21 protein-coding genes and 1 riboswitch are annotated in these 22,649 nt (G+C 50.7%); of the genes, 6 read left to right on the forward strand and 15 right to left on the reverse strand.

The window, feature by feature from the left end:
* Window positions 1-24: 24 nt before the first annotated feature.
* Window positions 25-834, forward strand: coding sequence for a histidinol-phosphatase (locus AC0VZ8_RS28570; protein WP_475485195.1), 810 nt, complete (start codon window positions 25-27; stop codon window positions 832-834).
* 233 nt (window positions 835-1,067) lie between these two features.
* Here the strand turns inward: AC0VZ8_RS28570 and AC0VZ8_RS28575 are convergent, their stop codons facing one another.
* Window positions 1,068-1,976 (reverse strand): metallophosphoesterase, encoded by a 909-nt coding sequence (locus AC0VZ8_RS28575; protein ID WP_475485196.1) that lies wholly within the window; start codon window positions 1,974-1,976, stop codon window positions 1,068-1,070.
* 96 nt (window positions 1,977-2,072) lie between these two features.
* Between AC0VZ8_RS28575 and AC0VZ8_RS28580 the strand changes: the two genes are divergently transcribed.
* On the forward strand, window positions 2,073-3,452 hold the full coding sequence (locus tag AC0VZ8_RS28580) for an aldehyde dehydrogenase (protein WP_475485197.1): 1,380 nt from the start codon (window positions 2,073-2,075) through the stop codon (window positions 3,450-3,452).
* A gap of 71 nt (window positions 3,453-3,523) precedes the next feature.
* Here the strand turns inward: AC0VZ8_RS28580 and AC0VZ8_RS28585 are convergent, their stop codons facing one another.
* The 5 genes from AC0VZ8_RS28585 to AC0VZ8_RS28605 form a co-directional block, all read right to left on the reverse strand.
* On the reverse strand, window positions 3,524-4,210 hold the full coding sequence (locus AC0VZ8_RS28585; protein ID WP_475485198.1) for a potassium channel family protein: 687 nt from the start codon (window positions 4,208-4,210) through the stop codon (window positions 3,524-3,526).
* Between the two features lie 217 nt (window positions 4,211-4,427).
* A complete protein-coding gene (locus AC0VZ8_RS28590; RefSeq protein ID WP_475485199.1) occupies window positions 4,428-5,228 on the reverse strand; it encodes an AAC(3) family N-acetyltransferase in 801 nt (266 codons plus the stop codon).
* 116 nt (window positions 5,229-5,344) lie between these two features.
* Window positions 5,345-6,109, reverse strand: coding sequence for a succinate dehydrogenase iron-sulfur subunit (gene sdhB / locus AC0VZ8_RS28595; RefSeq protein ID WP_071222415.1), 765 nt, complete (start codon window positions 6,107-6,109; stop codon window positions 5,345-5,347).
* A gap of 19 nt (window positions 6,110-6,128) precedes the next feature.
* Window positions 6,129-7,871: a succinate dehydrogenase flavoprotein subunit gene (gene sdhA, locus AC0VZ8_RS28600; protein ID WP_475485200.1), complete on the reverse strand. Its 1,743-nt coding sequence runs from the start codon at window positions 7,869-7,871 to the stop codon at window positions 6,129-6,131.
* Window positions 7,872-7,887: 16 nt separating this feature from the next.
* Entirely contained in the window at window positions 7,888-8,556 is a 669-nt protein-coding gene (locus AC0VZ8_RS28605; protein ID WP_071222413.1) for a succinate dehydrogenase cytochrome b558 subunit, read from the reverse strand.
* A gap of 348 nt (window positions 8,557-8,904) precedes the next feature.
* On the opposite strand from AC0VZ8_RS28605, the gene AC0VZ8_RS28610 reads away from it, so the two are divergent.
* The gene (locus tag AC0VZ8_RS28610; RefSeq protein ID WP_071222412.1) at window positions 8,905-9,822 is read left to right on the forward strand and encodes a LysR family transcriptional regulator; all 918 of its coding nucleotides are present in this window, start codon (window positions 8,905-8,907) and stop codon (window positions 9,820-9,822) included.
* A gap of 36 nt (window positions 9,823-9,858) precedes the next feature.
* On the opposite strand, the gene AC0VZ8_RS28615 is transcribed toward AC0VZ8_RS28610, so the two are convergent.
* Together AC0VZ8_RS28615 and AC0VZ8_RS28620 are read right to left on the reverse strand one after the other, a co-directional pair.
* Window positions 9,859-10,533, reverse strand: coding sequence for a potassium channel family protein (locus tag AC0VZ8_RS28615; protein ID WP_260067996.1), 675 nt, complete (start codon window positions 10,531-10,533; stop codon window positions 9,859-9,861).
* Window positions 10,534-10,549: 16 nt separating this feature from the next.
* Window positions 10,550-11,890, reverse strand: a complete 1,341-nt coding sequence (locus tag AC0VZ8_RS28620; protein ID WP_475485201.1) for a TrkH family potassium uptake protein — start codon at window positions 11,888-11,890, stop codon at window positions 10,550-10,552.
* 65 nt (window positions 11,891-11,955) lie between these two features.
* Window positions 11,956-12,100: riboswitch (cyclic di-AMP (ydaO/yuaA leader) on the reverse strand.
* Window positions 12,101-12,391: 291 nt separating this feature from the next.
* Here AC0VZ8_RS28620 and AC0VZ8_RS28625 point away from each other — a divergent pair.
* Complete coding sequence (locus tag AC0VZ8_RS28625; protein WP_475485202.1) at window positions 12,392-14,080, forward strand: CPBP family intramembrane glutamic endopeptidase; 1,689 nt, start codon at window positions 12,392-12,394, stop codon at window positions 14,078-14,080.
* Here the strand turns inward: AC0VZ8_RS28625 and uvrC are convergent.
* Together uvrC and trxA are read right to left on the reverse strand one after the other, a co-directional pair.
* Window positions 14,052-16,055 carry an excinuclease ABC subunit UvrC gene (gene uvrC, locus AC0VZ8_RS28630; RefSeq protein ID WP_475485203.1) on the reverse strand — a complete coding sequence of 668 codons (2,004 nt, stop codon included), beginning with the start codon at window positions 16,053-16,055 and terminating at the stop codon, window positions 14,052-14,054. The two genes, AC0VZ8_RS28625 and uvrC, sit on opposite strands and share 29 nt — an antisense overlap.
* A 135-nt stretch (window positions 16,056-16,190) precedes the next feature.
* On the reverse strand, window positions 16,191-16,508 hold the full coding sequence (trxA, locus tag AC0VZ8_RS28635) for a thioredoxin (protein WP_009592891.1): 318 nt from the start codon (window positions 16,506-16,508) through the stop codon (window positions 16,191-16,193).
* A 253-nt stretch (window positions 16,509-16,761) separates the two neighbouring features.
* Between trxA and AC0VZ8_RS28640 the strand changes: the two genes are divergently transcribed.
* Window positions 16,762-16,917 carry a hypothetical protein gene (locus AC0VZ8_RS28640; RefSeq protein WP_006212594.1) on the forward strand — a complete coding sequence of 52 codons (156 nt, stop codon included), beginning with the start codon at window positions 16,762-16,764 and terminating at the stop codon, window positions 16,915-16,917.
* A 117-nt stretch (window positions 16,918-17,034) separates the two neighbouring features.
* Here AC0VZ8_RS28640 and dnaI read toward each other — a convergent pair whose 3' ends face one another.
* The 3 genes from dnaI to AC0VZ8_RS28655 all read right to left on the reverse strand — a co-directional run bounded on the left by dnaI (window position 17,035) and on the right by AC0VZ8_RS28655 (window position 20,025).
* Window positions 17,035-17,988, reverse strand: coding sequence for a primosomal protein DnaI (gene dnaI / locus AC0VZ8_RS28645; RefSeq protein ID WP_475485204.1), 954 nt, complete (start codon window positions 17,986-17,988; stop codon window positions 17,035-17,037).
* 32 nt (window positions 17,989-18,020) lie between these two features.
* On the reverse strand, window positions 18,021-19,526 hold the full coding sequence (locus AC0VZ8_RS28650; protein ID WP_071222407.1) for a replication initiation and membrane attachment family protein: 1,506 nt from the start codon (window positions 19,524-19,526) through the stop codon (window positions 18,021-18,023).
* Window positions 19,527-19,725: 199 nt separating this feature from the next.
* Entirely contained in the window at window positions 19,726-20,025 is a 300-nt protein-coding gene (locus AC0VZ8_RS28655) for a YuiB family protein (protein WP_015737411.1), read from the reverse strand.
* A 250-nt stretch (window positions 20,026-20,275) separates the two neighbouring features.
* On the opposite strand from AC0VZ8_RS28655, the gene hemQ reads away from it, so the two are divergent.
* Window positions 20,276-21,025, forward strand: a complete 750-nt coding sequence (gene hemQ, locus AC0VZ8_RS28660; RefSeq protein ID WP_071222406.1) for a hydrogen peroxide-dependent heme synthase — start codon at window positions 20,276-20,278, stop codon at window positions 21,023-21,025.
* A gap of 144 nt (window positions 21,026-21,169) precedes the next feature.
* Here hemQ and AC0VZ8_RS28665 read toward each other — a convergent pair whose 3' ends face one another.
* Both AC0VZ8_RS28665 and AC0VZ8_RS28670 read right to left on the reverse strand, forming a co-directional pair.
* Complete coding sequence (locus AC0VZ8_RS28665) at window positions 21,170-21,433, reverse strand: hypothetical protein (protein ID WP_071222405.1); 264 nt, start codon at window positions 21,431-21,433, stop codon at window positions 21,170-21,172.
* Window positions 21,433-22,626 (reverse strand): NAD(P)/FAD-dependent oxidoreductase, encoded by a 1,194-nt coding sequence (locus tag AC0VZ8_RS28670; RefSeq protein ID WP_071222404.1) that lies wholly within the window; start codon window positions 22,624-22,626, stop codon window positions 21,433-21,435. Before AC0VZ8_RS28670 ends, AC0VZ8_RS28665 begins: the two co-directional genes overlap by 1 nt.
* Between the last annotated feature and the right edge of the window lie 23 nt (window positions 22,627-22,649).

Genomic DNA, 22,649 nt, shown 5'->3' on the forward strand with positions numbered 1-22,649 from the left:
TCAAGCGTTATAAAGGAGGTCAACATGAAATTTGATCTGCACACCCATCATTTCCGCTGCGGTCACGCAGACGGCAACATTCGAGATTATATCGAGGCAGCGATTGCGGCAGATTTACAGGTAATCGGAATCTCGGACCACACTCCATACTTCGGGAGCCCGGAAGAGCAGCCTTTTCCGGCCATCTCCATGGCAAAAGCGGACTTTGCGGGGTACGTACAAGAAGTTCTGGACTTAAAACGGGAATATGAAGGTAAAATCAAGGTCCTGCTGGGCATTGAATCCGATTATTTTCCGAATCATGCCCAGGTTTATCAGCAGGCATTAACGGCCTACCCTTTTGACTATATCATCGGCTCCATCCATCACGTCAGGGATGTTAGCATCTTCAATAAAAACCGCTGGAAGAAACTGACCCCGCAGCAGCAGGTTGCGGATAAAGAGGAATACTTTAATCTGATCCGCCAATTCGCGCGAAGCGGCATGTTCCAGATCATCGCCCATATGGATGCCATGAAGGGGAATTATCCGCTGTTCTCCGAAATCAAGGCCGACGAAGCAATCGAGGAAACGTTGAAAGTCATCGCGGAATCGGGCCTTGCCATCGAGATCAACACGTCCGGCAAAACCAAGCTGTGCGGCGGCTGGTATCCATCCAATGCCATCTTGGAGGTCGCGCACCATCACGGCGTTGACGTCACCTTCGGCTCCGACGCTCACAAGCCGTCAAGGGTCGGAGATGAATTTGACGAAGTCGCTAAAGTGCTCAAAGAAATCGGATACACGGAATTGGTATATTTCGAACAAAAGCAGAAGGTGACCGTACCTCTTTAATGGGGTACACCTCCTTCTGTTTTTTTGTATTTTTATAGGAAGCACAGTAAAATAGGCAAAAAAAAGTGGACCCGTTACCGGGTCCAAAACATAATATATATTCTCAAAAGGGGGTCATGTGATAAGTTTAACCCGCGGCTGTTAGAGTTTGATAACAGGTATATTTCATTTGTGTAACAAATTCCAAGTGATCCTTTCATCTTGAAATGTTCAGATCACATATTTCAGTCCCATTATGCCATGGAACGCAAGGTAAGCACCGTAAGCTCAGGTTTGCACAAGAAACGAAAAGGAAGCTGCGTCGTGCCGATTCCCCTGTTTACATAGAGCAGCATTCCTTGCGAACCTGTAGTATATAGTCCTTGCACATAACGCTTTGCCCCGGGCGGTGTGATCACCTCGCCAATCCAGGGCAAACGGATCTGGCCCCCATGGCTGTGCCCCGACAGTTGGAGATGGAATGAATAGGCCGCAGTCGTGTCTGCATAATCCGGCTCGTGCATTAAGAGCAGCTTGAACATCCCGTCGGGTAAATCTTGAATGGCCGCAGCCGGATCCGGCTGCCCCCAGAATACATCGTCCAAACCTGCCACGGCGATGACAGCACCCTCCCGCCTCAGCTTCACGGCCGTGTTCCGCAGCACGTGAAATCCGGCCTCTTCCTCCAAAGAGATTAGAATCTCCACGTCTTCGTAATCATGGTTACCCAATATGGAAAAAAGACCGAGAGGAGCTTTCAGCTCGGTGAACGGTTGAATGGCAGCCCTCATAGCCTCTGTATTGCCGTCCACCATATCCCCCGTGAAACAGATCATGTCCGGTTTCTCTTGTTGAATGGCTTGTACCAAGCGTGCCACATCTTTTGCCCCGGTGTGAAAGCCCAGATGCAAATCGCTAAACTGAACGACCTTCATCCCGTCAAAAGCCTTGGGCAGTGAAGGAAGCGCCAAAGTCAGTCTTGTAATGTCCAATTGATGAGGCTCCCATAACGATGCGTAAGCCCCGCCTGCAACGCCAACGCCGACCACGGCGGAAACACCCATCTTCAGAAATTGGCGGCGCGACATCTTCGTCTGCATGACTTCTCGCTTTCCCCCTTCATGGGCTGTGCCATGGGAGGCTGCCGAGGATGGATTTCTCATAGATGGACATCCTCCTATATAATAATAAAGAGTACAGACTTTATCGTCCTTATGGTTATTCATATACATAGAATAGCAACAGAAAGGGGTTTACATATGACTGTTAACGATTCGATCGCAGCATTAGTTTCAGCTCAGCGGCGTTTTTTTCATAAAGACATTACCAAGGAAGTGGATTTCCGTCTGCAGCAGCTAACCAAGCTGCGTCAAGTTCTGATTGCCAGGGAAAACGATATCATGAAGGCCCTTCGCAAAGACCTGAACAAAAGTGAACAGGAGGCCTTCACGACGGAGATCGGCATTGTCTATAAGGAGCTTTCCTTTATCATAAAGAATCTGAAGCGCTGGGCCAAGCCGCAGCGAGTCAAAACCGCACTGACGCATGTAGGCAGCAAGGGAATGGTTTACCCTGAGCCCTACGGAACTGTACTGATTATTGCTCCCTGGAATTATCCATGGCAATTGGCCATCTCTCCGCTGATCGGAGCTTTGGCCGCCGGGAACACCGCGATTATAAAGCCCTCCGAGCTGACGCCTAACGTATCCGGACTCATTACGTCCATCATCACGGAGACGTTTGAGCCGCAATACGTGGCTTCGGTGGAGGGAGGACCCGAGGTAAGCACAAGCTTGCTGGAGCAGCCGATGGATTATATCTTCTTTACCGGCAGCACCCATGTCGGCAAAATCGTCATGCAAGCCGCCGCCAAGCAGTTGATCCCGGTGACGCTGGAGCTTGGAGGCAAAAGCCCCTGTATCGTCCACGAGGATGCCCCTCTGGCCCTGGCGGCAGCACGTATCGCATTTGGCAAATATACGAATGCCGGCCAAACCTGCGTCGCGCCGGATTATGTGCTCGTACACAGCAAGATCAAGGAGAAGTTCATCGCGCACCTGAAAGACGCCATCACTTCGTTTTACAGCGAGAACCCTCTAACGAATCCCGACTATGGGCGCATGGTTTCGGAGAAGCATTTTGACCGGCTGTCCGGTTTTCTGAACAATGGAACCCTTCGCCATGGCGGGAACCGCTCTAAGGAAAACTTGCGCATCGAGCCCACCGTTCTGGACGATATCACTTGGGATATGCCGGTTATGGAAGAAGAGATTTTCGGCCCCCTGTGTCCGATCCTGACTTATGAGGATGTACACGAAGCTGTCCAGGCGATTCATCACCGTCCCAAGCCGCTCGCTCTTTACTTGTTCACGGAGAATGAGGACGTTCAGGATTACGTGCTCTCCTCGGTTTCTTTTGGCGGGGGATGTGTCAACGATACGCTGATGCATCTGGCCACTCCCTTCCTTCCATTCGGGGGTGTCGGCGAGAGCGGGATGGGCGCCTACCACGGGGAACACAGCTTCCATACCTTCTCTCACAAGAAAAGCGTGCTCAAGCAGACCAACCGGTTCGATTTCAAATTCCGCTATCCTTCCAAGAACGGACTCGGCATTCTAAAAAAGCTGATGAAGCCGTAGCTTTAACTAAGGTCTTGCTCACTTGACCAATAGCACAAATAAAAAAGGCGCATCGTCAAAGATGCGCTTTTTTACATGGATGAATGCTTTCTTCGATGCGGCTTATTGGCCTTCGCTTTCTCTTCACTGCCAGCCACATCCAAGCCGTCATCGCCCGGCGTGAAAATCCGGCGCAGCGTTCCCAGCATGGACAGCGCATACGCAACGGTAATGAAGCTGAAGGCAATCTCCAGCACTACGACAAGCCGGGACGTATTATCGATTGGGGCTACATCGCCATACCCGACCGTCACAAACGTCGCCATGCTGAAATACAGAAAGGTAATGAACTGGCTCAGCAAATCCTGGCCGATATTCTCGCCTTCGAAGGAAGTGCCTCCGAACAGCTTATAGATCGACATATACACCATCGTGAAAAACAAAATGCACATCCCCGCCGCCATGCTGATCCGAACCAAGGTTGTTTTCATATCAACATGCTGATGGACGGAGTCTGCAATCTTGTCGAATATGTACAGCACATAGAAAATAACGGAGCATAATGCAAACAACAGGATCAGAGCGCGCATGCCGCCATCTCCGGGCACCACGTTCATCAGATCGATCCACCCAAGCAAATCTTCAACAGATACCAGGACATAAATGAGCAGTGGAGCAAGCAGCAAAGGCCTGCTGGACCACTTCTTGTCCATACTGTAGAACAAATAAATCAACAGCAGGAAGCCCGTCAAATTGAGCAGCCACATCCACCATGACATTTTCAAGTCCCTCCTTTGGCTTGAGGTCTGAAGCTGCAGACCGTACCATTACACCTTTATTACCCTTGTAACGGTATTTATGCACCTGGAGGTCGCTGGTAGTTTCGCCCCTGCTCACTTTATACAACGTTCATGTCCGGCCCAGCCCTCATTAAAAAATAGCGCCAAAACACGCATGCGAGACGAACGAGAGCCGTGCAACTGCCTGCTTTAGCATCTAACGGTTCTTCTCCAACCACTGCGCGGCATGGTCCACCATGGTCCGCTGTTCAGCCAATACGCAGTCTGCCTTTCCTACACGGCCATGCTTATATGCACCGGGGCACTGCGCTTCAAACGAGGCTCCAATCGCTTCAAAATCGTCGGAATGATAGTTGATATCCTGGAATGCCTCCCACTCTGTAATTCCCTGTACCCTGCGTACTGGCGCGTGCGCGGTCACCACCTTCTTGCCTGCCCAGTCCGCGCGATATTCGCTAAGGTGGAAGGATGTATTATTGGCATAGCCGCTGCCCAGCATAAGCACGTAGGCCCCAGCTTCATATAAACGCGCCAGCGGCGAGACTTCTCCCAAGCCGTAATTCAGCGAATGGGGTTGCATAAGCGCCTTCGCATCCCTGCCGCGTGCAGCAAACGAAACATGCGGGTGTAGGCTTCGGATGACCCCTTCTTGCTTGCGGAACACTTCCGGTATGATCCCCATCCCTGATGTGACGGTCAGAGCCGGATCATAGGGAGGCATGCCTTCGCGGATCAGATCCCACCATTTCGGGTCGGCCGGAGGATTCCCCCATGTCTTCGGATCGGTTAAGTTCGCAGACTGCGTCGGCATCACCAGTGTCCCTTCATCGCCCAGTACGCCCTCCAGTGCCAGTATAACCGCCTCCGGACCGCCGACGATCCATCCGCCAAGGCTCTTAAGCGAGGAATGAACCAGCAGGGTCATTCCCTTCCTTACGCCCAGAGCAACCAGGTCATCGCTAATATCTTTTATCGTAATCGGTCTTTCAATGATCAAGTAACTCACCTCGATTTCAATATCCTAAAAAAACACATGATTTCTATCATACAACAAAAAAGCGCCTGTACCGAAGCCATGCCCCGGTCAGACGCCTTGGTGTTAAAATTAACCGATTAAACGCTAAGCCAGCGCTTAAACAGGTGTTTGGTTGTATCCTTGTTCATTTCCGCAATCGACGTGGTCAGCGGAATGCCCTTCGGACAAGAACGCACGCAGTTCTGCGAGTTGCCGCAGCCCTCGATGCCTCCGTCCTGCATTAGCGCTTCCAGACGCTCTTCCTTGTTCATCTCGCCTGTCGGGTGAGCATTGAACAAACGAACTTGGGAAATGGCGGCTGGTCCGATAAAATCCGTTTTTTCGTTGACGTTCGGACAAGCCTCAAGACATACACCGCATGTCATGCATTTGGACAGCTCGTAAGCCCACTGGCGCTTCTTCTCCGCCATTTTGGGTCCGGGGCCAAGGTCGTAGGTGCCATCGATCGGAATCCACGCCTTCACGCGCTTAAGCGCCGTGAACATGCGGCTGCGGTCGATTACCAAGTCTCTCACAACCGGGAAAGTCTTCATCGGCTGAATTCGGATCGGCTGTTCCAGCTTATCGATCAGAGCCGCACACGCTTGGCGCGGCTTGCCGTTAATGACCATGGAGCAAGCTCCACACACTTCTTCAAGGCAGTTGGAGTCCCAGCATACAGGTGCGGTCGTTTGGCCCTGCGCATTTTTGGGATTGCGCTGAATTTCCATCAGCGCACTTATAACGTTCATGCCGGGACGGTACGGAATTTCGAATTCCTCAGTATAGGATTTCGTCTCCGGATTGTCCTGACGTGTAATGATAAACTTAACGCTCTTTGAGGCGGCTGTCGTTTGAGACATCGTAAATCCCCCTTCCTTCTTACTTGTCTTTCGAATAGTCGCGAATACGCGGCGGGATTAAGGAAACATCCACTTCTTCGTATGAAATTTGCGGTCCATCAGGCGTCCAGGTCGCTTTGGTTGTCTTGAGGAATTCTTCATCGTTACGATCAGGGAATTCCGGCTTATAGTGAGCCCCACGGCTTTCGTTCCGGAGAAGCGCACCCAGCGTCATGGCCTCGGACAGCTCCAGCATGTTCCACAGCTGGCGCGTGAAAGCCACGCCCTGGTTGTTCCAGTTGGAGGTATCCGTCATATTGATATTGCGGTAACGCTGCTTCAATTCCTTGATTTTGCCGATGGTAGCTTCAAGCTTGTCATTGTAGCGAACCACCGTCATGTTGTTGGTCATCCATTCGCCGAGCTCTTTATGGATCACATAAGCATTCTCGGTTCCTTCCATCTTGAGCAGGCCTTCGTATTTGGTCGTTTGCTCTTTCGCAGCGCGATCAAATACTGTGGAGGAAACATCCTCAGCGGACTTCTTCAGGCCTTTGACATATTCAATCGCCTTCGGTCCGGCCACCATACCGCCGTAAATGGCGGAGACCAGGGAGTTCGCTCCCAAACGGTTCGCACCGTGGTATTGATACTCGCATTCTCCGGCTGCGAACAGCCCCGGAATGTTCGTCATTTGGTTGTAATCGACCCACATGCCGCCCATGGAATAATGGACTGCCGGGAAGATCTTCATCGGGATTTTACGCGGATCATCGCCCATGAATTTCTCATAGATTTCAATGATGCCACCAAGCTTCACGTCCAGTTCTTTCGGATCTTTATGGGAGAGGTCGAGGTAGACCATGTTCTCGCCATTGATGCCAAGTCCCATATCGACGCAGACGGAGAAGATTTCACGCGTAGCGATGTCGCGCGGCACCAAGTTTCCGTAAGCTGGGTATTTCTCTTCGAGGAAGTACCATGGCTTCCCGTCTTTATAGGTCCAGATCCGTCCGCCTTCGCCGCGTGCCGATTCCGACATCAAGCGGAGCTTGTCATCGCCTGGAATGGCTGTCGGGTGAATCTGGATGAACTCGCCGTTGGCATAATGAACGCCTTGCTGATAAACGGCACTGGCCGCTGTTCCCGTGTTGATCACCGAATTGGTCGTTTTTCCGAAAATAATACCAGGACCACCGCTTGCGAGAATGACTGCTTCAGCTTTGAACGACTTGATCTCCATCGAGCGCAGATCCTGAGCAGCGATACCGCGGCATACACCTTCGTCGTCGATGATCGCATTCAGGAACTCCCAGTTCTCGTACTTGGTCACAAGACCCGCGGTTTCCCAGCGGCGAACCTGCTCATCAAGCGCATAGAGCAGCTGTTGTCCGGTCGTTGCGCCGGCAAACGCAGTCCGGTGACGCTTCGTTCCGCCGAAACGGCGGAAATCGAGCAGGCCTTCCGGCGTACGGTTAAACATAACGCCCATGCGGTCCATCAAGTGAATAATGCCCGGAGCCGCTTCACACATCGCTTTGACCGGAGGCTGATTCGCAAGGAAGTCGCCGCCGTACACCGTATCGTCAAAATGCTCCCAAGGAGAGTCACCCTCACCTTTCGTATTCACGGCGCCATTGATGCCGCCTTGCGCACACACGGAGTGAGAGCGTTTAACAGGTACAAGTGAGAATAGATGAACGTGAGCTCCTGCTTCTGCCGCTTTGATGGTTGCCATCAGCCCGGCGAGGCCGCCGCCCACTACAATAATATTAGATGCCATTTTTCGTTCACTCCCCTTAACTTAAGACTGTCTTAACTACATCGATCGCTGCCGTCGCCGCCTGGAATTCGGAGCCGCGGAATGCTGTCATGGCAAGAACAAACAGCACGCTCATCAATACGAACAAGCCCATGCAGATGTAAGTGGATACCTTCTGCGCGCGCGGACCGACGGTAATGCCCCAGCTGACGAGGAACGCCCACAGGCCGTTAGCGAAATGGAAGGTTGCGGAAACAACGCCGATGACGTACAGAGCAAACAGAACCGGATTGTTCATGATGCCGTGCATCGTGGCGCCCAAATCGTCATGCGTGATTTTGCCGATCATGATTTGGAAACGCGTATCGTACATATGCCAGATAACAAAAACGAACGTAATAACGCCGGTGATCCGTTGGATGGTAAAGCGGATGTTCCGTTCATAGTTGTAATTGCCCACGTTGTTATTCGCCTGGTAAGCAATGTATAACCCGTAGACGCCGTGATATAGCAGTGGCAGCCAGATCAGGAACAGCTCGAGGAAAAATACCAGCGGCATGCTGTTCAAAAAATGGACCGCGCTTGCGAAGCCTTCCTTTCCACCCTCGAAAGCCTTAAAGTTGGAAATCATATGGCTGAGCAAAAATGCTCCAAGCGGTATGACACCGAGTAAAGAATGCAGCTTTCTGGAATAATACCCTTTCATCAGTTGACGTTCCCCTTTCCAATGTGCAGCGTTTTCATTTTCAATCTTTCCTATTTTCAGAACAATTACACTTACCCTGTCCTAAAGAGGTTGTTCACAAGGCCCGCTTTGGATTACGAAGTGAATCAGGAAGCCACTCGGCATCTAAACCGACCTTTATGAACTAGCATTAAACCGTTGCAACGACAAAAAGCTGCCGATTTCGGCAATCGTGTGAACAACTTGTGTCATGTTTCATGTTACTCCTTTTTTTCTTATAATGGAATTGCAATATAATTATTAATCGTTATAATCTATACGCATAAGCAATGTTTTGCACGCATGTCTATTTTATATAGGAGGAATTCCATGTTCGAAGAACTGGACATGTTCGCCGTCGTTGTAGAGCAATCCAGCATAAACCAGGCCTCCAAGCTGCTTAACTTGTCCCAGCCGGCCCTGTCCCGGAAAATAGCCAAGCTGGAGGACCAGCTCGGGCTGCAGCTGTTCAACCGCCGGGGCAAACGGCTGGAGCTTACCTCCATCGGACAGATCGTCTACACCTTTGCCCTGGAGCAGCGGCAGCAGCAGATCAAATTCATGCAGACGTTGGCCCATTACCGGGAGGGGGATCAGATCTCGATCAACTTGGGAGCCAGCCTGACCACCCTTCAGACGACCTTGCCCCCGCTCGTTAACGCATTCATGGAGCGACATCCCGCGGCCGAAATCAAGCTGATTACCGGTAAGACCCATGAAATCGTTTCTTATGTAAGAGATAAACGCGTCGATGTCGGCATTGTCGCCTCCTCCATCAACCAGCCCGGATTAAACTGCATCCCGTTGTTTGATGACCATCTGGAGCTTGTCATCCCATCTTCACATCCGCTGGCGGAGCTCGACGATGTTGGAATCGAGCAGCTCCAAGGCTTGCCGATGATCATTTTCTCGACTGGAACCTGGTATCGCAAGCTGACGGATGACCTGTTCCACCGCTGGGGCATTATGCCGGATATCCGCATGGAGATCGACTCCTTCGAAGCGATCGTCAGGCTCATCCCGACCTGCAAGGCGGCCGCACTTCTGCCCAAATCCTATCTCAGGCCGCAGCTGCTATCCGACAACGGGCTTGTCGACATTCATATTCCGGCCCTCATTGAAACCCGGCGGACGACTTCGCTGATCTACGGCCAAGCCTCGGATTTAAGCAAGGCAGCCAGCCGCTGGATTGACGAAACGGAAATTCTGTTCCGTAAGCTGGAGGAGGATAAAACCAAGAAAACCTGACGATATGCATGACCGTCAGGTTTTTTTCTTCTATATTTATTTTTCGAGCATATTCACGACCTCAGACTCAAAGCGATCCACATTATCATTCGAACCGATAACGACCATAATGTCGCCGGAGTTCACCACGTCCATGGCTGTCGGCGCTACGATGATGCCGGATTGTTTATTCAGGGCCACCACGCTGACACCGTAACGAACCCTCGTATTGAGCTCGCTAAGCGTTTTTCCGTCCATGCAGTCCGTGACCGTCATCTCCACAATCAGATAGTCCTTGGATAATTCGATATAGTCAAGCAGATTGGGCGTGACCAGCTGGTGAGCTACCCGGATCCCCATATCCCGTTCCGGAAAGATCACCCGGTCCACGCCCAGTTTCTCCAGCGCCCGGCCGTGCAGCACCGAAATCGCCTTGGCAACGACCATGGTGACACCAAGCTCTTTCAACAAGATGGCGGATAAGATGCTCATCTGAATATCGTTTCCGATCGCAACAATGCCGCAATCGAAGTTACGGATACCGAGCGATTTAAGCACCTCTTCATCGGTAGCATCCGCTACCACCGTGTGTGTCAGCAGCTCGCTCATATCCTCGACAACCTCTTCATTGCGGTCGATGCCGAGGACCTCATATCCCTGTTCCATCAGCTCAAGCGCCAGGCTGGCGCCAAATCGTCCCAAACCGATGATTGCAAATTGCTTTGGTTTCATGTCTCTCCTGTACTCCTTATCCAATAATCATTTTGCCTTCCGGATGACGATATAATTCTTTACCCTTTTTTGGCCCCAGTGCATAAGCAAGCGTCAAAGGCCCCAATCGTCCTGCAAACATCGTAATGCTGATCAAAACCTTCCCGAACACCGTCAGATCGGGCGTTAAGCCCATGGAGAGACCCACCGTACCGAAGGCGGACGTCGTTTCGAATAGAATCTCCAGGAAGTCCCCTTCCTCTGTCGTCGACAGAATCATCGATACGGTCAGAACGAGCAGCAGTGCCAGTAATGCAATGGTTAGTGCCTTCAGCACCCGCTCCTGGGCCAGGCGATAACGGAACATGACGATGTCTTCACGCCCGCGCATCATGGCGATGACCGCCCCCACCATAATGGTGAAGGTTGTTGTTTTGATACCACCCCCGGTTGACCCTGGGGATGCTCCGATAAACATCAGAATAACGATAAAAAATTGCGTGGCCTGTCTAAGCCCCGTAATATCTATAGTATTCGCGCCAGCTGTACGCGGCGTTACGGATTGGAATAATGCGCCGAAGAATTTTCCGCCCCAATTCAGGGAGCCGAGCGTCCTCGGATTGGTGAATTCAAAAATAAGAATGACGATAAATCCAACCAGCAGCAAGGTAGCCGTCATGGTGAGCACCACTTTGGAGTGCAAGGAAAGTCTCCGCTGTTTCCGGAAATCAATCAGATCGGATAATACGATAAAACCGATGCCGCCCGAGACGATCAAAAACATCACGACAACGTTGACTACAGGATCATAGACATACCCGGTCAAACTCCGAAAATCGCCAAACAAATCGAAACCGGCGTTGTTAAACATCGTGACCGCATGAAAAACGCCATAATAAATTGCTCGGCCGATCGGCATATCAAACGCCCAGCGGATCGATAGAATCAAGGCACCGCAGGCCTCGATGATCAGGGAGTACAGGAGCACTCTGCGAATCAGCCTTACGATTCCTTCCATCGAGGACTGATTCATCGCTTCCTGCAGAATGAGGCGATCCTTGAGCGATATGCGCCTTTTGAGAGCCAAGGCAAACAAAGTGGCCATCGTCATGAATCCGAGCCCGCCGATCTGGATCAGCAGCATAATCACGATCTCTCCGAAGGAGCTGAATGTCGTTCCTGTATCCACTACAACCAGACCCGTTACGCAAGTTGCCGATGTCGAAGTGAACAAGGCATCGATAAATTCCAGCGGTTCACCTGTACTTGTGGATATCGGCAGCATTAACAGCGCCGTCCCGATGAAAATAATAGCCGCGAAACCAAGCACGAGAATCTGCGGCGGAGACAACCTGAGCCAGTTCAATTTAGAGTTCAATCGGTCACCTTCTTAAAAAAAATCAAGAAAAAAAGACACTGGAAAACGCAGTGCCCTTTACGGTCTGGTTCCTGTGCTGCAGCCTACGAGGTTAGCTGACGGATTCGGGCATTTTCACAGGTCGCCCTATTCATTATTCTGGGAATAATGAAATTCACCCCAATTACATGGTTCCCCCATTTTCAGTACGAAATTCGGCTGGAATATTCGGTTCCTTGAAGCATGATGTGATTATAACGCAATCCGGTACGTAACCCAATGCCGTTTTTCACCCAAAATATCTTTAAAAGAGCGCGAATTGGGCATATTCAAGAATACAAGCATAGGGTTCTCTAACGTTTTCGAAACCTTTCATTCATTTTCATCGATTTGTTTCATTATTCCGGATATTGGGATAAGCTGCTTATGACTTTCATAACTATGTTATATTGACTCTATGCGTTCTTAATCAGGCATATCGAATACCAGTGGGAGTATCAACTTTCTTAGAGGAGGAATTTCATGAATCGTGCAAGAGAGCCCTTGAAGCTGAAGCCCAATCTGAAGCAGCTCATCGCGCCTGCCGCAGTCGGCCTGATTCTGTTCCTATTATTTCAGGTGTTTCCGTCGACGAATTCGGATTCTACCGAGATGGCATCTCCGAATATCATATCCAAGGAGCAGGCTCGGCAAGCGGCTTCAAGCTTTGCTCAGGAGTTTTTGCAGTTTACGGCTGCAAAAACGGATGACACGCTGGTTACATATCAATCCAAATCGGAACTTTACGGATATCTGGCGAAGGAAAAAAGACTTTCGGAATACAACAAAACCTATGAAGCCAAATATCCCTATGACGTATACCGCGTTCGCTTCAGCGAGCCGGGCGGCGATGCCCTCAACGTGGACGTGCACATGCAAAATTCAGGCATCGTCGGCTTCTCATACGATTACACCCGCTCCAGCTATGACCGGATTGAGCTGAACAAGGGCGATGTACAAAGGCGGATGCTGCTTGTTGTTGAGGACGGCATGTCATTAGCCGAGAAGCAGGCTCTTGCGGAGCCTTGGCTCCAGCGAGCGGGCTATGATCCTTCGCAACTGGAGCTGGTTACCCGGGAAGGGGAACCCCGGCTCCGGTATGTGGATCCGGAATCCAAGATCGGCGATTCCAGATTGGAGCACCGTTTCACCTTCGAGCAGGGGAAATTACGCTCCTATGAGCCATCTTTTTCGGTCCCGGCCGCCCATTCCGCCTATGTCAACAAGCAGACCCAAGATGCCACGCTGCTGACGCTCGCAGGGTATGGCCTGTTCACCCTCATCCTTGGCATACTTGCGATTGTGTACAGCGTGAAGACCAGAGCCTACACGTCGTTTAAGCGCGGCCTGTTCCTATCGGCGCTGCTGTTTGTCATTCAGATGCTGAATACGTACAATCTGATTCCCGTTTTCAAATCCGAGGGGATGTCGCAAACCGGCATACTCGGGATGATGATTTTCTATGCGGTCTATTCGCTCATCTTCTCAGCTCTGCTCTATTTCTCCCTTGTCGGGGGCAGCGGGCTATGGCTCAAAGAAGACGGGCTCAATCCATGGCCGCGCGCCAAAGAACCCGGATACGGTCATTATGTGCTGGACAGCATGAAGCTGGGGTATATGTGGGCTTTCATCCTGCTTGGGGTCCAATCCATTATCTTTGTCGTTCTGGGCCTGACCTTGAATACATGGTCCACTACGGATGCCACACAGTCGCCTTACAACATGCTCTATCCTTGGCTCTTTCCGCTGATGGCCTGGCTGGCCGGCATATCCGAGGAGGCCGTCTATCGGCTGTTCGGCATCAAAATGCTGAAAAAGATCGTCCGCAATACGTTCGTGGCCAGTTTGATCACCTCGATCATTTGGGCCCTCGGGCATACACTCTATCCGATATACCCTGTAATTTCCCGGCCCATTGAACTGGTTATCATCGGCTTGCTGTTCAGCTACATCTTTTTGAAATACGGGTATTTGGCGGCCATGTTCTCCCATGTCATCTTTAATAGCATCTTGATGGGCATTAGCCTGATCCTGCTCAAGGATACCAGCAACTTGCTGATGGGTGCTTTCTACATGGTGCTTCCGGCGATGGTCGCCTATGCGATTTACCGTTTCAATCCAACAAAAAAAGAGAAGCCGTATGTCACGACTCCTCCTCACGAAGTGCATTAAGAATTTCCGTTGCTAATTTCTCACCAATTGAAAGAGGCTTGAAGTCTTCGACTGAAGCCTCTTTTATTTTTTTGACTGAGCCAAAATGCTTTAACAGCAGCTTGCGGCGCTTCTCTCCAATGCCCGGGATGGAATCCAGCTTGGAGGATACCATCGATTTGCCGCGCTGTTCGCGGTGGAAGGAAATCGCAAACCGGTGAACCTCATCCTGAATGCGCTGCAGCAAATAGAACTCCTGGCTGTCCCGGGGAAGCGTAACCGGCTCCGGCGGGTCTCCGACCATGAGCTGCGCTGTTTTATGCTTGGCATCCTTCACAAGCCCGCAGACCGGGATAAACAGCCCCAGCTCATTCTCAAGCACATCGATGGCGGCGGAAATCTGTCCCTTCCCTCCATCGACCACAATCAGATCGGGAAGCGGCAAGTTCTCCTTCAAGACGCGCTCGTACCGCCGCCGGATGACTTCACGCATCGTATCATAATCGTCCGGTCCCAGCACGGTACGGATCTTGTACTTCCGGTATTCCTTCTTGTCCGGTTTCCCATTGGTAAATACAACCATGGCCGATACCGGATTGGTCCCCTGAATGTTCGAGTTATCAAATGCCTCGATCCGGTTCAGCGACTGGAGGCCGATCACTTCGCCCAGATTTGCCGCGGCAACCGAGGTGCGTTCTTCATCGCGTTCAATCAAGCGGAATTTCTCGTCCAAGGACACCTTCGCATTATCCGATGCCATGCCCACCATCTGCTTCTTCAAGCCTCGCTGCGGCACATGCACCTTCACGCCGAGCCATTCCTGCAGGGCGGCAGCCCCTCCGGCTGCATCCACGATGCCCGCAGCTTCCGCCTGCTCCTCCTGTGCCTGGGCAAGGGCAGCCTGCTGCGCATCCAATGTCCCTGCGGAAAGCGGATTCGCCGAATCCACGGCTTCCTCTGGGCTTCGCACACCTGCATCCGCAGCCGTTCCCGTAACCGGCTCCGAATCAGCCTGCTCTATCAACAGAGGCTCAGGCAGCAGAATTTCCTGCGGCAATGCAGGATTATCACTGTAATACTGGGCAATAAAAGACATAAAGTCGCTGTGCGCATCGCCGTAGAACGGAAAAACGGATTTGTTGCGCTGCACCATTTTCCCTTGGCGCATGTACAGAATCTGCACGCACATCCAGCCTTTATCCACAGCATAACCGAATACGTCGCGGTCCCGCGTATCCGTCGTCGTAATCTTCTGCTTCTCCATCAGCGTATCAATATGGATGATCTGATCCCTCAGCTCTTTGGCTCGCTCGAAATACAAATCCTCCGCGGCCTCCTGCATCTTGCGCTGCAGCTCCTTCTTGATCTCCTCATGCCCACCGCTCAGAAATGAAGTAATCTCCCCGGTGATCTGCTCATATGCAGACTTTGGAATCTCCTTCACACATGGAGCCAAGCATTGCCCCATATGATAGTACAAGCACACTTCTTTCGGCATGACGCCGCATTTGCGCAAAGGGTACATCCGGTCCAGGAGCTTCTTGGTCTGCTGTGCCGCATAAGCATTGGGGTAGGGGCCAAAATATTTGGCTTTATCTTTAAGCACCCTTCTGGTCACTTCCAGACGGGGATGCTCTTCATTCGTTATTTTAAGATATGGATAGGTTTTATCATCCTTCAGCAGCACGTTGAATCTCGGCTGATGGGTTTTGATCAGGTTGCACTCCAGAATCAATGCTTCCATGTTGCTGCCGGTTACAATGTATTCGAAATCGCGGATTTCCGAAACCAGCATCTGGGTCTTCCCGTTATGGCTTCCGGTAAAATAAGATCGTACCCGGTTCTTCAGGACTTTGGCCTTGCCCACATAAATAATCGTGCCTTCATGATTCTTCATCAAGTAACAGCCGGGCTGGTCCGGCAGCAATGCCAGCTTGTGGCGAATATTCTCCAGCGCCTTCTCCTGCTCCTGAAGCTGTTTGGCAAAATCGTCCATGCTGTCCCTCCTCTCCAAGGAGATTATATAGTATTAACCATAAATATAAAACACTATGAATAACCACACAAAGCGCCTCCGGGTTTCACCGAAGGCGCTGTATGAAAGCAGATGGCGGTCTAGGACCAAGCCTGCTTATTGATGTTTTGCAATGATGCCTTTCAAGGCTTCTTTGGAGTTCAGACCTACCACTTTATCGACAGGCTGGCCGTCTTTAAAGAAAATCATGGTCGGAATGCTCATCACGCCGAAACGTGCTGCGGATTCCGGATTCTCATCCACGTTCACCTTAGCAATTTTTACATCATCGCCGAGTTCTGAAGACAATTCGTCCAGAATCGGAGCAAGCATTTTACAAGGGCCGCACCATGGCGCCCAGAAATCAACTACAACCGTTCCTTGACCTTCAACTTCATTCACGAAGGTTTGGTCGGTAACATTGACGATAGCCATTGTATTCTCCTCCTCACAGGATAAGATCAGGTATAGTGCGAATCATAATTGTCGAATGGGTCGACGAATTTAGTATACCACAATCGGCCGGAAAAAGTGAAATATACTCACCTAAAGAAAGAGGATTTCACGGGATTTTTATGCAATCTTTACAAATGATTTGCGCATTGGGTATACTACTAGTAACAAGTCGGGTGACTGTCAAGTTTTTCGAGTTGGCACGGCATGTTCACCTTTTGAGGAGGCAAGCACCATGGATGTAAACGTACGCGTTAACGATCCACGGGAGCACATCAATGAAGAACCACGCAATGACTTTGGCGATTTGATGATGGGCTTCGTGGGGATGTTTGGTTTCATGACCATCATCTTTTTCGGATTCGTCATTATCAAGTTCTTGGTCGGCTAATACTTGATGACTCCTTGTGCGTAAATAAAAAGTCTGATCCCTGCCGCGTTCCATACGCTAACGGGATCAGACTTTTTACAATTCATGGGGGGGTCCAAAGGAAGCTTGCTTGCAATACTAGAATTTACCTCGCTGGTTCTCCCCGAATAGATGAACGACATCCACAAAAGGCGCAATCCGGTTCATCAAGCGCTGACCTTTGTGAAGCTCCTCGCCATCCTTGCTCGTGAAGCTCAGATGCTGTTCAAGCCCGTCGAGCGGATAGTTCGACGTATAGAAGGTCGGCAGCCGATTCATCCGGAAATTCAGGATGGAGCCGAGGACATGATCCCGAACCCACGGATTCAAATTCTCCGCTCCGATATCGTCAAAGATCAGCAGATCGCAATGCTTCATCGTCTCCACCATGTCCTTCAGCTTCTGTCCGTCCTGCATCATGGTCTTCAGATCTTCCACGAAATCAGGCATATACACGATAACGCCCGAATGGCCTGCTTTCGCGAGCTCATGCATTAGGTAGCCCATCAGGTAGGTCTTGCCCGTACCAAACGAACCGGTGAGATACAGGCCGCGCGGAGACAATCCATTCTCCTTCGTATCCCGGATGTACTTAAACACCTGGTGCACCGCAGGTGCCCGCAAGCGGTCCTTCGCCATAATCTCCATGTTGTCATAACCTTCGTTCAAGGCATGCTCATCGACATAAAAGCTACGGATCCGTTTTTTGATCTGATCCTCATTGGTCTTCGCAATCTGCAGGGGACACGGCGCCTTCCGCTCATAGATCTCCACGGTTCCGTTCGTCCGCTGGATATCCAGCTTGCTGAAATGTCCCTGGAAATCATTCGGACACCGGTCCAGACCCGGGCATGCCTTGCAGTGGGCCTGATCTCCCGCATATTGGTACAGTTTGCTTAAATTCAAACGAATGACCCGGTCATCGATCTCCGGGTATTCGCTCCGCAATGCTTGAATCAGAGGATTCCTGAGCAAATCTTCCATAATCTGCTCGGTTCTGCGCCGGAGCGCAGGACTTTTCATGCTTTCCAGCAGTTCACCAAGGGACTCCATCACTAGTTCCCTCCTCTCTTAAGCAGGATTCTTTATCCGCCCTTCTTGCTGCCAGCCTGCATTTCTGCCGCAAATCGCATCATTTCTTCGAATTCCTCATCCGATACGGCTTCCGCCTGATCGGATTCCAGAGCCACTGGAATTTCCGGCTTCACCTTTCCGCCTTTAGCGTATGTACGCGTACGTTGTGTGGTCGCCTTCTGCTTGCCTTTCATCTTGGCTTGATCGCGTATATACTGAACAGCTTTCTCATAGCTGTTCACCTGCTTCAGCAGCATATTGGAAGCAATGGCCTCCACGAAATTGCGGTTGATGCGCTGCTCGCCGCCTGCGGCCATGAGTGACATTAAATAATGAATGAGTACGTTGATGACTTCACCCGGCAGCTTGTAACTCAGATCAATCTTTTCGAAAATGTCCAGGAACTGCGCTGGAACCGAGCCCGGGAAGAAGGTCTGCAGGAGCCGGGTATAAGGCTCGTTGCGAAGCATCATATTATATTGGTGGATATCGCACTTCGATTGGAACTGAGTGGGAACCTCTACATAGTATTCCATCTCTACCGCATGCTCCTGTGCCGGCTCTTCCGGATCGGCCGTCATCTCCTGCCGCAAGGCAACGACCTTGCCTGCCGTAATCTGCCGCTTCTCCTGCATCTTCATTCCCTGCCTAAAGTGAAGACTGGCCTTGTGCTGAAGATCATCCAGCACGACCTCGCCATGCTCGGTAAATATGCCGTCCTCGTCCAACAGGCGGCACAAATCCTGCGTGCTGAGATCGTATTTCCGCACCACGTAATTCACGATGCCCATCTGCTCGTGGTCGTAGCGAAGACGCTCCACAAAGACCCGATTACGGGACTCACGCGGGAAACGGAGAATAATGTCCGCATAGTTCAGACCTTCTCCTTGCGGATTTGGCGGCGCCGTGGACTTCCGTGACACCGCGACCTCTTCCAGCGCTTGCTCCAGTTCATAATCAATGACATGCGTGTTCAGCTCAAAAATATCATAAAAGGGAACCGAAATGTTCTCCTTGTTGAAGGAAATACCGGACCATTCAAGGGGTTCCTTGCTCCAAAGCTCTTCTCTTAACGACAGCACGGCGAATTTCCCCACCTTGTCGCGAAGCAGCAGTGTCAGATGCTGAGTGTTAAAGAACTCCGCTGGACTGAGCGGTGCTTGCAGCTCATATTCATAGATATGGTCATCCGTTTCCGGGACAAACATCCGGCTTGTCTGGAGTAAACCTACCGCTTCCAGCTTCGAGGTTTGCTCAATGAGAAATCGGCGTCCTTTTTCACTAGGCTCAAGCCCTAATGTCAAGAATAATCTTCGCTGCTGTTCAATAGCCGAGTAACCCACCTTCTCCACCGGCACATGCGATACGAGAAGACGGTACAGACTGACAGCAAACGCGCCAACCATCGGTTGATAAATCGAACCAAGCATTTTGTCATCCAGGCCGCTTAAACAGAAGTCACGGTATACGCAGTAACGGTGGTTCTCGGTAAAATGTAAAAAATTAGTCATGCGCATCGTTTATGCTCCCCCTGTCGCCCAAAAATAGACTTCCTCTATTCTATCATAAATCCGTCGTCTCGAAGTCGGTTCTTTCGCATCAAAAATTCTGGAATTCTTGCACCCGCCATTTGCATGCTTCCACAAAATAATAAATGACGGCCCCCAGGTATTGCAGAGCCGCCATCAACACTACATTCAATTTGCGCCAAGCGCGTTAAAACATTCTAAAGCCTTTAATACGCAATGTCTTAATGGTCCATCCGCTCATGTAGGCACCAATCAGACCTGCAACTCCCGTTAAGTAATCCACCAGTTGGAAGGATCCCACGTGAGTCCAGAACGACATTTGGCCCCGATCCCACAAGCTGTATACAACGACCGGCAAAATGACAATCACGAACAGAAAGCAAGGAAACCAGGTCGTCTTCATCAACATATTTAGGATAAAACCGATACCGAACATCATGACAAAAAACAAAATCATCAGCACGAGCACAGGAATAAATTGAAGCATGATCGCTGTTTTCACCTCTTCTTTATCACCTACGCGTAGCAGCTATTCTACTCTATTGCAGCAAGAAACAGCACACCAAGCTTTAGCTAATAGCTAGTTTACTAAAAATAATGTCACAGATCAACGAACAATCGTGAATACATTGTGTCGGCGTTTGCCCTTCCGACTGCGCTTACAGTACAATATAGGAAGTTAATGCAAGCGGCCATCCGCTTCAATTATAACGAACATAACGTTTAGGAGTGATCACATGAACGAAGCTGCAATGACGCTTGAGGGCTGGTATGCGCTGCACGATTTCCGCACCATCAATTGGCCGGCCTGGAAAGCTGCAGATGAAGAAGTACGTGCTTTTGCGCTGGACGAGCTGAATGCATTCCGCGAGGAATGGGATGCCGTCGAAGCTGCCCAAAAAGGCAGTACCGCTGTATATACCATCGTCGGTCAGAAAGCCGATTTTGTATTTATGCTTTTGCGCGAGACGCTGGAAGAGCTGAACGCGATCGAGAACGCCTTTAACAAAACAACGTTCGCCCAGTTCACCACCAAGGCTTATTCTTATGTAAGCATTGTCGAGCTGAGCAACTACCTGGCCGGCTCCTCCGATGAGGATCCGATGCAGAATCCGCATGTCATTGCCCGTCTGAAGCCGGCCCTGCCAAAATCGAAGCATATCTGCTTCTATCCGATGAACAAAAAGCGGGATTTGTCGGACAACTGGTACATGCTCAGCATGGACGAGCGCAAATCCATGATGAAGAGCCACGGGATGATTGGCCGCGGTTATGCCGGCAAGGTCAAACAGATCATCACCGGTTCCGTTGGATTCGACGATTGGGAATGGGGCGTAACCTTGTTCAGCGACGACGCGCTTCAGTTCAAGAAGCTCGTGTACGAAATGAGATTTGACGAAGTAAGTGCGCGTTTCGGCGAGTTCGGTCCGTTCTATGTCGGCAACCTGCTCGATCAGGCTTCATTTACAGATTTAATGAAGGTATAATTCCTTCTGCATAAACAGCATGTACAAAATATCCCCACAAAGTGGAGCCTATGCTACGATGTTTATTCCAAATACTTTGCGGGGACCCCAAAAAACTTATAATGTCAAAAAAGGGATACTCTCAACACGAGAGCATCCCTTCTTCTATTCCTCACCGTCGTCTTCATCTTGCTCTTGCTTGCGCAAGGTTTCAAGATATTCAGCCGTCGCCCGGTCCCGGGCACGCCCCTTATCCTTGAGCCGCTCAATAGCAGGAAGTATGAGAATGTCGACCTCCTGCTGAATGGTGTAAGCCAGATCGTACCGCTCCTGCGACTCCAGATAGGAGCCTACCTCCATGAGAGCGTTATAACGATCCAGCTCATCTCTGGTGAGCAGCCCCCGTACTTGAACGCTGCAGTGTCTCATTATAGAAACCTGCCTTTTTTCAGGACGAGCGGAATCCCTCCAATAATGAAGAGGTAGCGCAGATCCACCAACTTTTTCAGCTGGGCCGCTTTCCATCCCTGATATTTCTTATCCCCGACAACCGCAATGCCTTCGCCCCGTCCAAGAGAAGCTACCGTGCCTTTGTTATGGAACTCGAATTTGCGCATCGACTTGTCCCGAATTGCCGCAACGATATTTTGGGCACAGCACACGCCTTGCTGCATCGCCATTTGGGCGGTTGGCGGATAAGGTCTGCCTTCCTCATTAAAAATCAGGGAGTTATCGCCGATAATATAAATGTTCTCGTATCCGGGAGCACGCAAGTATTCATCAACCTTGACGCGGCCTCGCATCGTTTCGAAACCGGCTGCTTCCACCAGACGGTTCCCGCGGATGCCGCCGGTCCATACCACCGTTGCCGCCCGGATCTCTTCGCCATTGTTCAGAACGACTCCGCCTGGCAGGCATTCCTTGATCGCAATGCCCATCTTGAAGGTAACGCCTTTCTTCTCAAGAACGCTCATGGCGTACTCCACCAGTTCCGGTGCAAACCCCGGTAACGCGGCAGGAGCGGCTTCGACATTATAGATGTTCACCAGCGTCGGATCGACGTCGTATTCCTTGCACAGTCTCGGAATGCGGTCCGCCAGCTCGGCTACAAACTCGATGCCGCTGAATCCGGCTCCGCCAACCACAAAGTTAATGCGCTCCTGCGGTCTGCGCTCATTTTTATATAAAGCAAACTGATACTCAATATGCTCACGTATCAATCGTACCGAGTTGATGCTTCGGATCGTCATCGCATGCTCTGCGAGTCCTGGAATCCCGAAGGTTTCCGGCTCTCCGCCGAGTCCAATGACAAGATAGTCATAGGATAATGTTCCATCTTCAAGAATAACCTTCTTATCGTGAAGGCGGATTTCCTGAACCGAGGATTTGACCAGGTCGATTTTGAATTCGTCGATCAACTTGGAAATGGATACCCGGGTATTCTCAATGCTGTCTGTTCCTGCTGCCGGCATATGCAAATGCGTTGTAATATAATGATAATCATGGCGATTCACCAATGTAACATCGGCCTCATTATAATTCAGCTCTTTTTGCAGCCGCTGCGCTGTCAATATGCCTCCGTAACCCGCGCCAAGGATTACGATCTTCGGTATGCTGCTCATTCTATTGCTCCTTCCAGCTTACT

Source organism: Paenibacillus sp. QJM3NY_38 (assembly GCF_056173265.1).

Excerpts from the sequence above, each read along its gene's own strand:
- AC0VZ8_RS28570 (WP_475485195.1), top strand. The coding sequence starts at position 25 with ATGAAATTTGATCTGCACACCCATCATTTCCGCTGCGGTCACGCAGAC.
- AC0VZ8_RS28575 (WP_475485196.1), bottom strand. The coding sequence starts at position 1,976 with ATGAGAAATCCATCCTCGGCAGCCTCCCATGGCACAGCCCATGAAGGG.
- AC0VZ8_RS28580 (WP_475485197.1), top strand. The coding sequence starts at position 2,073 with ATGACTGTTAACGATTCGATCGCAGCATTAGTTTCAGCTCAGCGGCGT.
- AC0VZ8_RS28585 (WP_475485198.1), bottom strand. The coding sequence starts at position 4,210 with ATGTCATGGTGGATGTGGCTGCTCAATTTGACGGGCTTCCTGCTGTTG.
- sdhB (WP_071222415.1), bottom strand. The coding sequence starts at position 6,109 with ATGTCTCAAACGACAGCCGCCTCAAAGAGCGTTAAGTTTATCATTACA.
- sdhA (WP_475485200.1), bottom strand. The coding sequence starts at position 7,871 with ATGGCATCTAATATTATTGTAGTGGGCGGCGGCCTCGCCGGGCTGATG.
- AC0VZ8_RS28605 (WP_071222413.1), bottom strand. The coding sequence starts at position 8,556 with ATGAAAGGGTATTATTCCAGAAAGCTGCATTCTTTACTCGGTGTCATA.
- AC0VZ8_RS28610 (WP_071222412.1), top strand. The coding sequence starts at position 8,905 with ATGTTCGAAGAACTGGACATGTTCGCCGTCGTTGTAGAGCAATCCAGC.
- AC0VZ8_RS28615 (WP_260067996.1), bottom strand. The coding sequence starts at position 10,533 with ATGAAACCAAAGCAATTTGCAATCATCGGTTTGGGACGATTTGGCGCC.
- AC0VZ8_RS28625 (WP_475485202.1), top strand. The coding sequence starts at position 12,392 with ATGAATCGTGCAAGAGAGCCCTTGAAGCTGAAGCCCAATCTGAAGCAG.
- uvrC (WP_475485203.1), bottom strand. The coding sequence starts at position 16,055 with ATGGACGATTTTGCCAAACAGCTTCAGGAGCAGGAGAAGGCGCTGGAG.
- trxA (WP_009592891.1), bottom strand. The coding sequence starts at position 16,508 with ATGGCTATCGTCAATGTTACCGACCAAACCTTCGTGAATGAAGTTGAA.
- AC0VZ8_RS28640 (WP_006212594.1), top strand. The coding sequence starts at position 16,762 with ATGGATGTAAACGTACGCGTTAACGATCCACGGGAGCACATCAATGAA.
- dnaI (WP_475485204.1), bottom strand. The coding sequence starts at position 17,988 with ATGGAGTCCCTTGGTGAACTGCTGGAAAGCATGAAAAGTCCTGCGCTC.
- AC0VZ8_RS28650 (WP_071222407.1), bottom strand. The coding sequence starts at position 19,526 with ATGCGCATGACTAATTTTTTACATTTTACCGAGAACCACCGTTACTGC.
- AC0VZ8_RS28655 (WP_015737411.1), bottom strand. The coding sequence starts at position 20,025 with ATGCTTCAATTTATTCCTGTGCTCGTGCTGATGATTTTGTTTTTTGTC.
- hemQ (WP_071222406.1), top strand. The coding sequence starts at position 20,276 with ATGAACGAAGCTGCAATGACGCTTGAGGGCTGGTATGCGCTGCACGAT.
- AC0VZ8_RS28665 (WP_071222405.1), bottom strand. The coding sequence starts at position 21,433 with ATGAGACACTGCAGCGTTCAAGTACGGGGGCTGCTCACCAGAGATGAG.
- AC0VZ8_RS28670 (WP_071222404.1), bottom strand. The coding sequence starts at position 22,626 with ATGAGCAGCATACCGAAGATCGTAATCCTTGGCGCGGGTTACGGAGGC.